The organism is Dyella marensis (assembly GCF_049532885.1).
Lineage (GTDB): Bacteria > Pseudomonadota > Gammaproteobacteria > Xanthomonadales > Rhodanobacteraceae > Dyella_D > Dyella_D marensis.
The window spans coordinates 2,382,592-2,397,236 of record NZ_CP064029.1 but is presented as its reverse complement, the minus strand read 5'-3'; the positions used below and the strand labels follow the sequence as shown (position 1 = coordinate 2,397,236).

The following is a 14,645-nucleotide window of genomic DNA, read 5'->3' as shown; positions in this document are numbered from 1 at the left end:
TGCTAATTTCCATCCGGACAATGGGACCAGTCCTATTCGTCCAGCAGTCTCTCGAGCCGCATCGCCCCCTTCGCCGGGCGGCATGTCCAGCCAACTGACGGGAGCAGCACAGCGATGGCACTTACACGTCGCGAGTTCATCAAGATCACCGGCCTCGGCCTGGCAGCATCGGGGTTGGGCGTCCTGGGCTTCGGCGCCTCCGGCGAGGCGCAAGCCGCCGCCGTCAGGCCGTTCAAGCTCACCCACGCCACCGAGACGCGCAACACCTGCACCTACTGCTCGGTGGCCTGCGGCATCCTGATCTACAGCATGGGCGACCGCGCCAAGAACGCGCGCTCGAACATCATCCATATCGAAGGCGACCCGGACCATCCGGTGAACCGCGGCACGCTCTGCCCCAAAGGCTCGGCCCTGCTCGACGTGGTGCATGCGCCCACCCGCCTGAAAGCGCCGCGCTACCGCGCCGCCGGCGGCACCGAGTTCAAGGAAGTCTCCTGGGACTTCGCGCTGGACCGCATCGCCCGGCTGATGAAGGACGACCGCGACAAGAACTTCATCGCCAAGAACCCGGCCGGCACCACGGTGAACCGCTGGACCACCACCGGCATGCTCGCCGCGTCGGCCTCGTCCAGCGAAACCGCCTACCTCACCTGGAAGGTGGCCCGCTCCCTCGGCATGGTGGTGTTCGACAACCAGGCGCGCGTCTGACACGGACCGACGGTGGCCAGTCTGGCCCCATCATTCGGTCGCGGTGCGATGACCAACACCTGGCAGGACATCAAGAACGCCAATGTCGTGGTGGTGATGGGCGGCAATGCCGCCGAAGCGCACCCGTGCGGCTTCAAGTGGGTGATCGAGGCGAAGATCGAGAACGGCGCCAAGCTCGTGGTGGTCGATCCGCGCTTCACGCGCACGGCCTCGGTGGCCGACTACTACGCGCCGATCCGCCCCGGCACCGATATCGCCTTTCTTAATGGCGTGATCCACTACCTGCTGGAAAAGGACGCGATCCAGCACGAGTACGTGCGCGCCTACACCAATGCCAGCCTGATCGTGAAAGACGGCTTCGGCTTCCAGGACGGCCTGTTCAGCGGCTACAACGAGGAAAAGCACAGCTACGACAAGTCCAGCTGGGACTACGAACTGGACAAGGACGGCTACGCCCAGTCCGACGACAGCTGGCAGCACCCGCGCTGCGTGATCAACCTGCTCAGGCAGCACGTGTCGCGCTACACGCCGGAAATGGTCTCGCGCATCTGCGGCACGCCGCAGGACAAGTTCCTGCACGTATGCGAGCTGTTCGCCAGCACCGCCGCGCCGGACAAGGCCATGACCAGCCTGTTCGCGCTGGGCTGGACCCAGCATTCGGTGGGCGCGCAGAACATCCGCAACATGGCCATGGTGCAGCTGCTGCTGGGCAATATCGGCGTGGCCGGCGGCGGCATGAATGCGCTGCGCGGGCATTCCAACATCCAGGGTTTGACCGACGTCGGCCTGCTCTCCAACCAGATGCCCGGCTACCTCACCCTGCCCAACGACCGCGAAACCAGCTTCGACGAATACATGAAGACGAAGCTGTACAAGCCGCTGCGCGCCGGCCAGACCAGCTACTGGCAGAACTACCGCAAGTTCGTGGTGAGCCTGCAGAAGGCGCTGTTCGCCGACGCGGCCACCAAGGACAACGACTGGGCCTACGACTGGCTGCCCAAGCTCGACGTGCCGCTGTACGACATCATTCGCGCGTTCGAGATGATGAACAACGGCCAGATGAACGGCTATATCTGCCAGGGCTTCAATCCGCTGCAGGCCTTCCCCGACCGCGGCAAGATCCGCCGCGGCCTGGGCAAGCTGAAGTTCCTGGTCACCATGGATCCGCTGGACACCGAAACCTCGCGCTTCTGGCAGGACTTCGGCCCGCAGAATCCGGCCAAGTCCGCCGAGATCCAGACCGAAGTGTTCCAGCTGCCCACCACGTGCTTTGCCGAGGAGAACGGTTCGCTGGTCAATTCCGCGCGCTGGCTGCAGTGGCATTGGAAGGCGGCGGATGCGCCGGGCGAGGCGAAATCCGACATCTGGATCATGACCGGCATCTTCCAGCGCCTGCGCGAGCTGTACCGCAAGGAAGGCGGCGCCTTCCCCGATCCGGTGCTCGGCATGAGCTGGAAGTACACCGATCCGCGCGAACCGGATCCGGAAGAACTGGCCAAGGAAATGAACGGCCGCGCGCTCACCGACCTCATCGACCCGGCCACCAATGCGGTGGTTACCAAGGCCGGCACCCTGCTCGACGGCTTCGCCCAGCTGCGCGACGACGGCAGCACGGCTTCGGGCTGCTGGATCTTCAGCGGCTGCTTTACCGAAAAGGGCAACCAGATGGCCCGCCGCGACGCCAGCGACCCGCGCGAGCAAGGCATCGCGCCGAACTGGGCCTGGGCCTGGCCGGCCAATCGCCGCATCCTCTACAACCGCGCCAGCGCGGACCCGGACGGCAAGCCGTGGAATCCGGCCAAGCCGGTGATCTCGTGGAACGGCAGCAAGTGGGTGGGCATCGACGTGCCCGACTATGGCCCCACGGTGAAACCGTCCGACGGCGTCGGCCCGTTCATCATGAATGCCGAAGGCATGGGCCGCCTGTTCGCCCGCGACCTGATGGCCGAAGGGCCGTTCCCCGAGCACTACGAGCCGCTGGAATCGCCGGTGGAGAACGTGCTGCATCCGAAGGTCAGCAGCAATCCGGTCGCGCGCGTGTTTGCCGATGACCGCGCCTCGTTCGGCAGCCCCAAGCAGTTCCCCTATGTGGCGACCACCTATCGGCTGACCGAGCATTTCCACTACTGGACCAAGCACGCACTGATCAACGCCATCCTGCAGCCGGAGGAATTCATCGAGATCGGCGAGGTGCTGGCCAAGGAGAAAGGCATCGAGCAAGGCGGCTGGGTGAAGGTGAGTTCCAAGCGCGGCGAGGTGATCTGCAAGGCCTACGTGACCAAGCGCATCAAGCCGATGACGGTGGACGGCAAGCCCACCCACGTGATCGGCGTGCCGATCCACTGGGGCTTCACCGGGCAGGCCCGCAAGGGTTACGGCGCCAACACGCTGACGCCGTCGGTGGGCGATGCCAATACGCAGACGCCGGAGTTCAAGGCGTTCCTGGTCAATGTCGAGCGCACCACGGCACCCGCGGCCTGAGGACTCCAGTCATGTCAGAACTGCAATCGCAAGACTACGTCCGCATCTCCGCCACCACCATGACGCCGCCGATGGCGCGCAGCCATGAGGACCAGGTCGCCAAGCTGATCGACGTCAGCCGCTGCATCGGCTGCAAGGCCTGCCAGTCCGCCTGCATGGAATGGAACGACCTGCGCCCGGAGATCGGCCACTTCGAAGGCTCGTACGAAAACCCGGCGGACCTGGGCCCCAGCGTATGGACGCTGATGAAGTTCGCCGAGCACGAGAACGAACAGGGCAACCTCGAGTGGCTGATCCGCAAGGACGGCTGCATGCATTGCGAAGACCCGGGCTGCCTGAAGGCCTGCCCTGCCCCGGGTGCGATCGTGCAGTACGCCAACGGCATCGTGGATTTCATCAGCGACAAGTGCATCGGCTGCGGCTATTGCGTGAAGGGTTGCCCGTTCAACATCCCGCGCATCAGCAAGCAGGATCACAAGTCGTACAAGTGCACGCTGTGCTCGGACCGCGTGTCGGTCGGGCTGGAACCGGCCTGCGTCAAGGCCTGCCCCACCGGGGCCATCATGTTCGGCGCCAAGACCGACATGCAGCAGCAGGCGCAGCTGCGCATCGTCGAGCTGAAGACGCGCGGCTTCGAGAACGCCGGCCTGTACGACCCGCAGGAAGTCGGCGGCACTCATGTGATGTACGTGCTGCATCATGCGGACAAGCCTTCGCTGTATTCGGGCCTGCCCGACAAGCCGCGCATCAGCGCCACCGTCGACCTGTGGAAGGGCTTTATCAAGCCGCTGGGCCTGGCCGGCATCGCGCTCGCCGCGCTGGCCGGCTTCTTCCACTGGATCAGCGCCGGCCCCAACGAAGTCACCGAGGAAGACGAGGCCGAGGGCGAGCGCGTGCTGCGCGAAGGCGAGGAGAAGCTGTCATGAGCCGCCCGAAGAACGCCATCGTGCGCTACACCCTGGCCAACCGCGTCAATCACTGGATCACCGCGATCTGCTTCGTGCTGCTGGTGCTGTCGGGCCTGTCGATGTTCCATCCGATGCTGTTCTTCTTGTCCGGCCTGTTCGGCGGCGGGCAATGGACGCGGGCGGTGCATCCGTGGATCGGCGTGGTATTGCTGGTGAGCTATCTGGGCCTGATCGTGCAGTTCTGGCGCGAGAACCTGCTGAACCGGGACGATGCCGCGTGGATGAAGTCGATCGACGCGGTGATCGTCAACGACGAGGAGCACACGCCGCCGGTCGGCCGCAACAATGCCGGCCAGAAGCTGGTGTTCTGGTCGATGACCTTGCTGATTCCGGTACTGTTTTTCAGCGGGCTGACCCTGTGGGAAGTGTACTTCGGCAGCGCCACCTCGATTCCGGTGCAGCGCGCGGCGGCGCTGATCCATAGCCTGGCGGCATTGGCCGCAATCATCATCTGGATCGTGCATGTCTATGCGGCGATCTGGGTGCGCCATTCGGTGCGCGCGATGACCCAGGGCTATGTCACGCCAGGCTGGGCGTGGCGGCACCACCGCAAATGGCTGCTGGAACTGGCGCAGCACGGCAAGCAAGACGGCGCGATCGTCAGCACCAGGAAACCACGCACGTGAGACAGGCCGAAGCGCCGCCCAGCGGCAAATGGACCGGACCTTCGCATGCCGGCGTCAAGGCGCCGGACCCGATCCTGCTACCCGATCCTGCCCGGCGCTTCGCCGCCACCGCGCAACGGCTGGAACAATTATCGGCGGGACATCCGATGGAAGCGTGGCTGCGCTTCGTCGCCGTGCTGGCGCGTGCGCAGCACGAGGTGGCGACCACGCTGGCGCCTGCCGCCACGCTCGATCCACCCAGCGTCGCGCAATCGATCGAAGCACGCTTGCCGCCGCTGGCGGCCGACGGCCATCGCCGCGACGTGTCCTGGCGCGAAGGGTTGGCGCTGCTGCTCGACCGCATCGATCGCAACAGCTTGCCCCCTCCGGCGCTGGCTGTCGTCGATGCCTTGCTGGGCTGCGAAGCCGCGATGCAGGAGCGCCTGGCCGACCAGTTCCTGCGCGGCGGCCTGTCCACCGCCGATGCCGGCGCGGCGATCTATGTCGCCGCCGCGTTGCAGGTCTACTTCACCTGCTCCGCCGCGCGCCTGAAAGCCGATGAGCTGCGACTGCTGGAAGAACGCGGACTGTGCCCCTGCTGCGGTTCGCCGCCGGTCGCCGGCATGGTCGCCGCCAGCGGCAGTACGCCGGGGACGCGCTATCTGTACTGCTCGCTGTGCTCCACGGCATGGAACCACGTGCGCGCCGTCTGCATCACCTGCAGCGGCACGCGGCATCTCGCCCTGCAAGCTATCGAGGGCGATCCCGGCGTGGTGAAGGCCGAGACCTGCGGCGAATGCCAGACCTACGCCAAGCTGCTCTATCAGATTCACGACATGAAGGCGGACCCGTACGCGGACGATCTCGCTTCGATCGGCCTCGACATCCTGGTCGCCGAAGCGGGTTTCTCGCGGCACGCGCCGAATCCCCTGCTGCTGGTCGCCTAGCGCAAGGCCAGCCACGCGGCGACGGCGCCGCCGAGCAGGCCGCAGCCAACCACCGCGGCGGCTACCGCCAGCAACACCCGCCATGGAAACGAGCGCGCCAGCATCGCCAATGACGGCAGGCTCACCGGCGGCAAGGTCAACAGCAAGGCCGCCGCCGGCCCGCTGCCCATGCCCAGCGCCAGCATCGCCTGCACGATGGGCACTTCGCCGGCGGTCGGAATCACGAACAGCATGCCGGCCAGCGCCATCGCGGCGATCCAGTACCACTGGTCGCCGATGGCCGGTCCGATCACGGGAAACATCCAGGCGCGGAACGCGCCCAGCAGCAGCACGATCACCAGGTATTCCGGCAGCAGGCGCAGCGCCATGCGTCCGAAGATCGCGGCCCAGCGCTTGCCGACTTCCGCGAGCGAATGCGGCTCGGGCTCGACGGTTGGCAAATCGGCGGGCGATGACTCATTCGCGGGTGCCGTCATCCGGCCGGCCAGATAGCCCAGGCCGAACACCAGCGGCACGCCGAAGCACAGGCGGAACACGGTCCAATGCCAACCGAGCACGAAGCCGGTGAACACCAGGGTCGCCGGATTGAGCACGGTATTGCCGAGCCAGAACGCCAGCGCCGGCCCCGCCGCGGCCTGGTGCCCGCGCATGCCCACCACCACCGGCGCCGCGCAGCAGGTGCACATCATCCCGGGCAACGCGAGCAGGCCGCCGGCCACCACGCCACCCATACTGCTGCTGCCCAGCACGCGCCGCACCCAGCTCGCCGGCAGCAGGGCCTGGATGCCCGAACCCAGCAGCAGGCCCAGCAGCATCGCCTGCCAGATCGCCTTGCCATAGGCCAGCGCATAGCCGATGGCCGCCTGCCACGACGGCGACGGCGCGCTCGCCGCATCGCCCATCAGGATCGAATGGCCGATCGCATGCCCGGCCGCGGCGACGAAGGCGCGGTCGTAGTACGGATGCCACTTCACGTAGAACAGGCCGGCGACGGCCAGCAACAGGAACACGCACAGGCGCGCGGCACGCGCGGCCGGCAAGGCGGTGGACATCGCTATCCCAACCCATGGCTTGGATGTAGCGGCCCTACAGGGCACGAAGCTGCCGACCGGTGCCGCAGGATGCAGGCGCTGCGGCGGGGGCAAGACATGCGCAAAAGGAGATCTCCTGCGCGCTGCGCAGAATGCTATGGATCTCGCGACTGCGTAAAGCCCCTCTCCCCCTGGGAGAGGGGTTGGGGTGAGGGTACGGGCGGAGCGCAAGAATGATGTGCACCGCTCCGCCCGGACCCTCATCCGGCTGCCGCCACCTTCTCTCCCACGGGGACTACCTTCGGGTCGCCGAAGGGAGAAGGGTTCCAACTTGAAGATTTGAGGAATACCGGAGCGCTGAGCCCCTCTCCCATCGGGAGAGGGGTTCCACCTTCACTCCCGCCTTGACCCTGCCCCGATCCGCGACGCAGCATAGGTCCCGCTGCGCGGCCTGAACTGTCACGCCAGCTTCGCCAGCGCGCGCTGTAATCGGATACCCGGCAATGCCCATGGACAAGCAATGTGACCGGCCCTGAGGCCACTTCCCTGCGCCATCTCCCCGCGGTTGCCACGGTATTGGCCACCCGCGAGGCCCTTGTCCTGGTCGAGCGCCATGGCCGCGTGGCCACCACGGACGCCATCCGCGCCGCGATCGATGAAGCACGCGACATCATGCGCGCCACGTCTTCGAGCGCACCCGGCGCCGACGAACTGGCGCAACGCGCCGCGGCGCGGCTGGATGCGCAACGGCCCAGCCTGCGCCCGCTGTTCAATCTCACCGGCACCGTGCTGCACACCAACCTCGGCCGCGCCCTGCTGGCCGAAGCCGCCATCGAAGCCGCCACCGCGGCGATGCGCCATGCGGTGGCGCTGGAATACGACCTGGACGAAGGCGAACGCGGCGAACGCGACGACCACGTGCGCGGCCTGCTGCGCGAACTGACCGGCGCCGAAGACGCCACCGTGGTCAACAACAACGCGGCTGCCGTGCTGCTTTGCCTCAACACCTTTGCGCTGGGCCGCGACGCGGTGGTCTCGCGCGGCGAGCTGATCGAGATCGGCGGCGCCTTCCGGCTGCCCGAGATCATGGCGCGCGCCGGCGCGCGCATGATCGAAGTGGGCACCACCAACCGCACCCATCCCGCCGACTACCGCGAAGCGCTCGGCGAACGCACCGGCCTGGTGCTCAAGGTGCATACCTCCAACTACCGCATCCAGGGCTTCACCGCGGAAGTGGGCGCGCGCGAACTGGCGGGCATCGCCGATGCCGCGGGCGTGCCGCTATTGAACGACCTGGGCTCCGGCATGCTGGTCGACCTGGCGCGCTACGGCCTGGCCAAGGAGCCGACCGTGCGCGAAGCGGTGGCCGAGGGCGCGCGGCTGGTCACCTTCTCCGGCGACAAGTTATTGGGCGGCCCACAGGCCGGCTTTATCGTCGGCGACCGCGCACTGATCGAACGCATCAACCGCAACCCGCTCAAGCGCGCGCTGCGCGTGGACAAGCTGCGCCTGGCTGCGATCGAAGCCACGCTCAAGCTCTATCGCGATCCGGACCGCCTGGCCGAACGCCTGCCGACCTTGCGCTTTCTTGCACGCACGCAAGCGGCGATCGCAGCCCAGGCGCATCGATTGCAACCGGCGGTTGCCGAACGGCTCGGCAACCACTTCGAGGTGGCGGTGGGCGATTGCCTCAGCCAGGTCGGCTCCGGCGCACTGCCCCTGGATACGCTGGCCAGCGCCGCACTGCTGATCCGCCCGCACGGCAGCCAGGCCGTGCTGGAACGCCTGTCCGCCGCCATGCGCGCCTTGCCGCAGCCGGTGCTCGGCCGCATTGCCGACGGCGCGCTGCGCCTGGATCTGCGCTGCCTGGCCGAGGCGGACGAAGCGGACCTGCTGGCCAGCCTGGCCTGGCTCGATCTCGACGGACTCCACGCGGGCACTCCATGATCGTCGGTACCGCGGGCCATATCGATCACGGCAAAACCTCGCTGATCAAGGCCCTGACCGGCGTCGACGGCGACCGCCTGAAGGAAGAAAAGGCCCGCGGCATCACCATCGACCTCGGCTTCGCCTACCTGCCGCTGGGCGACGCCGGCACGCTCGGCTTCGTCGACGTGCCCGGCCACGAGCGCTTCGTGCACACCATGGTGGCCGGCGCCAGCGGCATCGATATCGCCCTGCTGGTGGTGGCGGTCGACGATGGCGTGATGCCGCAGACGCTGGAACATCTGGCGATCCTGGACCTGCTGCAGATCCGCCGCGGCGTGATCGCGCTGACCAAGGTCGACCTGGCGCCACCGGGAAGGCTGGCCGAAGTAGGCGCGCAGATCCGCGCCGCCACCGCGGGCACGGCGCTCGGCGATGCCGACATGTTCCCGGTTTCTTCCGCCACGGGCCTTGGCATCGACGCGCTGCGCGAGCGCCTGGCCACCGAAGCGCGGACGCTGGGCGAACGCGCCGCCGACGGCCGCTTCCGCCTGGCGGTCGACCGCGTATTCACCCTGCCCGGCATCGGCCTGACGGTGACCGGCACGGTGCTGTCCGGCACGGTGCGCGTGAAAGACCAGGTGCTGCTCAGCCCTTCCGGCTTAAGCGCGCGCGTGCGTTCGCTGCACGCACAGAACCGTGCGGTGGAACTCGGGCGCGCCGGCGACCGCTGCGCGCTCAACCTCAGCGGCGAGGACATCGCCAAGGATGCGATCCGCCGCGGCGACATGGTGGTCGATCCGTTCCTGCATGCGCCGGTCGAACGCATCGACGCGCGCCTGCGCCTGCTGCCCGGCGAACCCAAGCCGATGAGCCAGTGGTTTCCCGCGCGCCTGCACCACGGCGCCAGCGAGGTGGGCGTGCGCGTGGTGCTGGTCGAAGGCGAGCAGCTGGCGCCCGGGGAGGCGGCCGACGTGCAACTGGTGCTGAGCCGTCCGATCGCTGCCGCCGCGCTGGACCGCTTCGTGCTGCGCGACGTCTCCGCACAGCGCACCATCGGCGGCGGCCAGTTCCTGGATCTGCGCGGTCCGCCGCGCCAGCGCCGCACCGCCGAGCGCCAGGCGCAGCGTGCGGCGCTGCTGATGAGCGATCCGCTGCAGGCGTTCGCGGCACTGCTCGATGCGCCGCCGTTCGCCTGGGACCTGGCGGCATTCGCAAGAGATCGCGCCTTATCTGCTGCCCGCGCGGACGATATTGCCGCCGCGCTGGCGCCCGTCATCTTCGCCGATGGCGCCGAACGCATCGCCATCGGCCAAGTGCATTGGCAACATTTCGTGGCGCGGCTGCTCGAGTTTCTCGGGGCCTTCCATACGGCCAATCCGGACCTGCAAGGCATCGGCCGCGAACGCCTGCGCCTGGCCCTGCAGCCGCGCCTGCCCGCGCCCGCCTTCGCGCAGGCGCTGCAGCATCCGGATCTGGCCGGGCGCATCGTCCGCGACGGCGCCTTCGTGCGCCTGCCCGGCCATACCCTGCGGCTGAGCCCCGAACGCGAAGCGCTGTGGCAGGCCATCGCCCCGCTGCTGAATGGCGAGGCCCGCTTCCGCCCGCCGCGAGTGCGCGACCTGGCCTGGGCGCTGGGGCGGCAGGAGCCTGAAGTGCGGCAGCTGCTGCGCTTCGCCGCGCGGCTGGGCCGAGTCGACGAGGTGGCGCACGATCATTTCTTCCTGCGCGCGACCATGCACGAGATGGCCCTGATCGCCGCCGCGCTCGCAGCCCAAGGCACGGACGGCCGCTTTACCGCCGCGCAGTTCCGCGACCGGCTGGACAATGGTCGTAAAGTGGCGATCCAGATCCTAGAATTCTTCGACCGGCAAGGCGTGACGCTCAATCGCGGCACCTTGCGCCGGGTGCAGGCGCGGTATCTGGATCTGTTCGCGCCGGCGGCAAGCGCAGCGCATGGAAGAGAATCGTCTCCGGTGGGGCGTCCGGACTTCAAATCCGGGTGAGGCAGATCAGACTGTCTCGGGTGGGTTCGACTCCCACTCTCTTCCGCCATCGTCGTTCGGCGTGACGGTATCGCCAGCGTTGAATTGGCTCGTCATCCCGGCGCAGGCCGGGATCCAGTGGCGGCAATGCCCCGCCGCTGCCGATACGCAACCCGTTGATGGGCTCTACGCGAAAACCTGGCCGCATCGTTACTGGATCCCGGCCTGCGCCGGGATGACGAGCATGGGACGACGGCGCACATACCAGCCGCCTCAAACCACGTCGATACCAGGCAGCCCTTTTTCCACTGTTCCGATGATGCTCGCCCGCGGATATCCCGCCGCCGCGATCGTTGCGCGTATTTCCTCGGCCCTGTCGGCCTTGCAAGCCACCAGCAAACCACCGGAAGTCTGTGGATCGGTCAGCAGCGCACGCCACCATTCCGGTACATCGGCAGGCAGCACCACACCGTCGCCATAGCTGCTCCAGTTGCGTTTCGATGCACCCGTTACGTAACCCGCTTCCGCCAGGGCTTCCGCGCGAACGAACAGCGGCAGGCTCGCCAGCTCGATGCGGATCCGCGCACCGCTGCCGCGCGCCATCTCCAGCGCATGCCCGAGCAGGCCGAAGCCGGTGACATCGGTGAGCGCGTGCACGTCCTCGTCCTGCGCCAGCTCGTGGCCCACGCGGTTGAGCAAGGTGGTGGAAGCGAGCATCTCGTCATACGCATCCATCGGCAGCATCTGCTTCTTGAATGCCGCCGAATAAATGCCGACGCCGATGCCCTTGGTGAGAATCAGCGCATCGCCCGGCCGCGCCCCCGCGTTGCGGCGCACCTGCGCCGGCGTGCACAGGCCGATCGCCGCCAGGCCATAGATCGGCTCGGCCGAATCGATGGAATGGCCACCCGCCACCGGGATGCCGGCCTGCGCGCAGATCGACTCGCCGCCGGCGAGAATGGCGCGCACCGTGTCCACCTCCAGCTTGCCCAGCGGCATGCCCAGGATGGCCAGGGCCATGATCGGCTTGCCGCCCATGGCGTACACGTCGGACAGCGCATTGGCCGCGGCGATGCGGCCGAAATCGTAAGGGTCGTCCACCACCGGCATGAAGAAATCGGTGGTGGCGATCACGCAGGTGCGTTCGTCCACCTGCCATACCGCCGCGTCGTCGCTGGATTCGGTGCCCACCAGCAGTTGCGCGAACGGCTGCAGCGCAGGCTTGCCGGCCAGCAATTCCTGCAGCACCGCGGGCGCCAGCTTGCAGCCGCAACCGCCACCGTGGGCCAGATCGGTCAAACGTTCAGAGGCCATGCCGGATCCCTTGAAGAGCCGCTGGCCCGAGGCCGGGCCGCGGCCAGCATAACGGAACGATTACCCACTTTCCGTCACACGGCGGGGCTATAGTCGGACGTCCATTCCGCCAAGCGCTTACGTCCATGCCGAACTTTTCCCGCCTCGCCTTCGCCCTGGCCCTCGCCGCCTCCGCCCTGTCCGCCTCCGCGGCGGAGCTGAAAGTGATGAGCTTCAATGTCCGCACCCTCGCCGCCCAGGACGGACCCAATGCCTGGGACAAGCGCCGCGAACTGTTCGCCGAAACCATCCGCCAGGCGCATCCGGACGTGATCGGCACGCAGGAGCTGTTCAAGCAGCAGGGCGACGACACCGTGCAGCGCCTGCCGGAATACACCTGGTTCGGCCGCGACCGCTTCGGCAAGCATGCCGAGGAACACATGGGCATCTTCTATCGCAAGGATCGGCTGAAGCTGGTGAAGTCCGGCGACTTCTGGCTGTCGGACACGCCCGACAAGGTGGCCAGCATCACCTGGGGCAATGTCTTTCCGCGCATGGTCAACTGGGCGCTGTTCGAACGCCTGGACGACCACAAGCGCTTCTATCTGCTCGACACCCATTTCCCCTACCGCGACCAGGACGAGGACGCCCGCACCAAGGGCGCGCGCGAAATGGCCGCCTGGATCGCCAAGCTGCCGGCCGACGTGCCGGTGATCGTCACCGGCGACTTCAATACCGAGCCGAGCAGCGAAGCGCACAAGGTGCTGACCGCGGAACTGAAAGACGCCTGGGACACCGCGCCCAAGCGCGAAGGCCCGGCCAAGACCTTCCACGACTTCACCGGCCAGCCGACCGTGCAGATCGACTGGATCCTCTATCGCGGCGTGAAGGCCAACGCGGTACGCGTGCTGACCACCTCGGAGGACGGACGCTATCCGTCGGACCACTTCCCGATCGCGGCCGATTTCACCTTGTAAGCCGCGCATCGCAACCATTCGCCGCCGCGGGGCGACTCAGTAGTGATCCAGGGCATCCGGCCCTGGCGAGCGACCGTCGCCCCGCCCATGAACGCACCGCAGCTTCGTCCCGCCGCCGGCCCGGGCCTCCTGGGCGATACCGTCGCCCGCGATTACTCGCACAAGCTGCGGCTGTTCAATGCCTACGCCGAACCGGAACTGCGCCAGGCCATCGCCGCCCTGGACCTGCAACAGGGCATGCGCGTGCTGGATGCGGGCTGCGGCACCGGCGAAGCGCTGGGCTGGCTGGCCGCCAGGGTCGGCCACGCGGGCATGGTGGTGGGACTGGACCTGGCCTCGGCGCATACCTCGGCGGCGCGCACCTGTGCGCCGCGCGATGCCTGGATCATGCAGGCCAACCTGCTGATGGCGCCGCTGGCGCGCGAGACCTTCGACCTGGTGTGGTCGGTCAATACGGTCAACCACCTGCGCGATCCCGAACAAGGCGTACGCGCCCTCACCGCCCTGCTGCGCCCGGGCGGCCGCATCGCGCTGGGCCAGAGTTCGCTGCTGCCGGACATGTATTTCGCCTGGGACTCGCGCCTGGAGCGCGTGACCAACGAAGCCGTGCGCCAGTACTACCGCGACCGCTACGGCCTGCACGAACGCGACCTCACCGCCGTGCGCTCGCTGGTCGGGCTGCTGCGCCGCAGCGGCCTGCGCGACGTGGCCGTGCGCACCTGCCTGATCGAGCGGGTGGCGCCGGTGAGCGCGGCGGACGAGGCGTATCTGGTCGAAGCGATCTTTCGCGGCAGCTGGGGTGAGCGGCTGCGGCCTTATCTGTCGGATGGGGATTACGCCGCCCTGGTGCGGCTGTGCGACCCCGAACATCCGGACTTCGCCCTGCGCCGTCCGGATTTCCATTTCCTGCAGAGCTTCACCCTCGCCGTCGGCGCGATCTGATCGACAGAATCGGCGGCGGCGCCCCATGCCGCCCGCAGGCCATGTGTTAAGGTCGGCCGCCTAACGGGTACAGGACATTTATATGGCTATCAATCTGAAGTCGCTTTCCGCCGACCAGCTGGCAACCCTTATCTCCAATGCCCGCTCGCAACTGGAACAGTCGCGCAGCCAGCAGATCGGCGAAGTGCGCGGCAAGATCGAAGCGCTGCTGAAGTCCTCCGGCCTGACCCTGGCCGAGGTGTTTCCGCGCCAGGTCGGCAAGGGCAAGGCCAAGGGCACGGTGGCGGCCAAGTACCGCAACCCGGAAGACCCGAGCCAGACCTGGTCGGGCCGCGGCAAGCGCCCGCTGTGGCTGGTGGCCCAGCTGAAGAAGCGCGGCGTCACGCTGGACAGCCTGCTGATCGACGGCACGGCCGCACCGGCCCGCAAGAACGTCGCCGCCAAGCGGGTGGTCAAGAAGGCCGCCGGCAAGAAGACCGGCAAGCGCGCACCGGCGCGTGCCGCGAAGAAGGCCACGAAGAAGACCGTGCGCCGCGCCCGCAAGGGCTGAGATCCTGCCTCATGGCGTGGCGCTTGCCGCGCCGTGCACTGCCGCTCGATGGCTTTCCCTGCTGATTCGGCATGAATCCCCCCTCGACCGGACGGCGCCCCCGCGCCGCACCCGATCTCAGCGCACGAGATCACCGGTTTCCGTGACATAACCCGCAGTGGCCGCAGCCACGCAGGTTCCGTAACGCAAAGTGCCCCGCAAAGGCGGGGCACTGGATGCTGCATCGAAGCCG

The 14,645-nt window shown here is 67.6% G+C and carries 11 protein-coding genes and 1 tRNA gene; 10 read left to right on the top strand and 2 right to left on the bottom strand.

The genetic code is table 11. The annotated features are described in order from the left end of the window. Positions 1–114 precede the first annotated feature (114 nt). The 4 genes from fdnG to fdhE are packed head-to-tail and all read left to right on the top strand — an operon-like array spanning position 115 to position 5,709. Entirely contained in the window at positions 115–3,189 is a 3,075-nt protein-coding gene (gene fdnG, locus ISN75_RS10550) for a formate dehydrogenase-N subunit alpha (protein ID WP_168647416.1), read from the top strand. Between the two features lie 11 nt (positions 3,190–3,200). Continuing rightward, positions 3,201–4,115: a formate dehydrogenase subunit beta gene (gene fdxH, locus ISN75_RS10545; protein WP_168647417.1), complete on the top strand. Its 915-nt coding sequence runs from the start codon at positions 3,201–3,203 to the stop codon at positions 4,113–4,115. Beyond that, entirely contained in the window at positions 4,112–4,783 is a 672-nt protein-coding gene (locus tag ISN75_RS10540; RefSeq protein WP_168647418.1) for a formate dehydrogenase subunit gamma, read from the top strand. Before fdxH ends, ISN75_RS10540 begins: the two co-directional genes overlap by 4 nt. After that, complete coding sequence (gene fdhE, locus ISN75_RS10535; protein WP_343203666.1) at positions 4,780–5,709, top strand: formate dehydrogenase accessory protein FdhE; 930 nt, start codon at positions 4,780–4,782, stop codon at positions 5,707–5,709. The genes ISN75_RS10540 and fdhE overlap by 4 nt, the downstream gene beginning before the upstream one ends. Here fdhE and ISN75_RS10530 read toward each other — a convergent pair. After that, on the bottom strand, positions 5,706–6,761 hold the full coding sequence (locus tag ISN75_RS10530; RefSeq protein WP_168647420.1) for a permease: 1,056 nt from the start codon (positions 6,759–6,761) through the stop codon (positions 5,706–5,708). The two genes, fdhE and ISN75_RS10530, sit on opposite strands and share 4 nt — an antisense overlap. A gap of 501 nt (positions 6,762–7,262) precedes the next feature. Between ISN75_RS10530 and selA the strand changes: the two genes are divergently transcribed. The 3 genes from selA (at position 7,263) to ISN75_RS10515 (ending at position 10,721) form a co-directional block, all read left to right on the top strand. Beyond that, entirely contained in the window at positions 7,263–8,687 is a 1,425-nt protein-coding gene (gene selA / locus ISN75_RS10525) for an L-seryl-tRNA(Sec) selenium transferase (RefSeq protein ID WP_343821094.1), read from the top strand. Continuing rightward, a complete protein-coding gene (gene selB, locus ISN75_RS10520; protein WP_343821095.1) occupies positions 8,684–10,672 on the top strand; it encodes a selenocysteine-specific translation elongation factor in 1,989 nt (662 codons plus the stop codon). Before selA ends, selB begins: the two co-directional genes overlap by 4 nt. Further along, positions 10,625–10,721, top strand: a tRNA-Sec gene (locus ISN75_RS10515). Before selB ends, ISN75_RS10515 begins: the two co-directional genes overlap by 48 nt. Before the next feature lie 203 nt (positions 10,722–10,924). Here the strand turns inward: ISN75_RS10515 and selD are convergent. Further along, positions 10,925–11,965, bottom strand: a complete 1,041-nt coding sequence (gene selD / locus ISN75_RS10510; RefSeq protein WP_343821096.1) for a selenide, water dikinase SelD — start codon at positions 11,963–11,965, stop codon at positions 10,925–10,927. A 125-nt stretch (positions 11,966–12,090) separates the two neighbouring features. Here selD and ISN75_RS10505 point away from each other — a divergent pair, with 125 nt between their 5' ends. From ISN75_RS10505 to ISN75_RS10495, 3 genes are all read left to right on the top strand, one after another. Further along, positions 12,091–12,921, top strand: coding sequence for an endonuclease/exonuclease/phosphatase family protein (locus tag ISN75_RS10505; RefSeq protein ID WP_343821098.1), 831 nt, complete (start codon positions 12,091–12,093; stop codon positions 12,919–12,921). Positions 12,922–13,008: 87 nt separating this feature from the next. Continuing rightward, entirely contained in the window at positions 13,009–13,863 is an 855-nt protein-coding gene (locus ISN75_RS10500) for a class I SAM-dependent methyltransferase (protein ID WP_343821099.1), read from the top strand. 82 nt (positions 13,864–13,945) lie between these two features. Further along, positions 13,946–14,413, top strand: a complete 468-nt coding sequence (locus tag ISN75_RS10495; RefSeq protein WP_343821101.1) for an H-NS histone family protein — start codon at positions 13,946–13,948, stop codon at positions 14,411–14,413. Positions 14,414–14,645 lie beyond the last annotated feature (232 nt).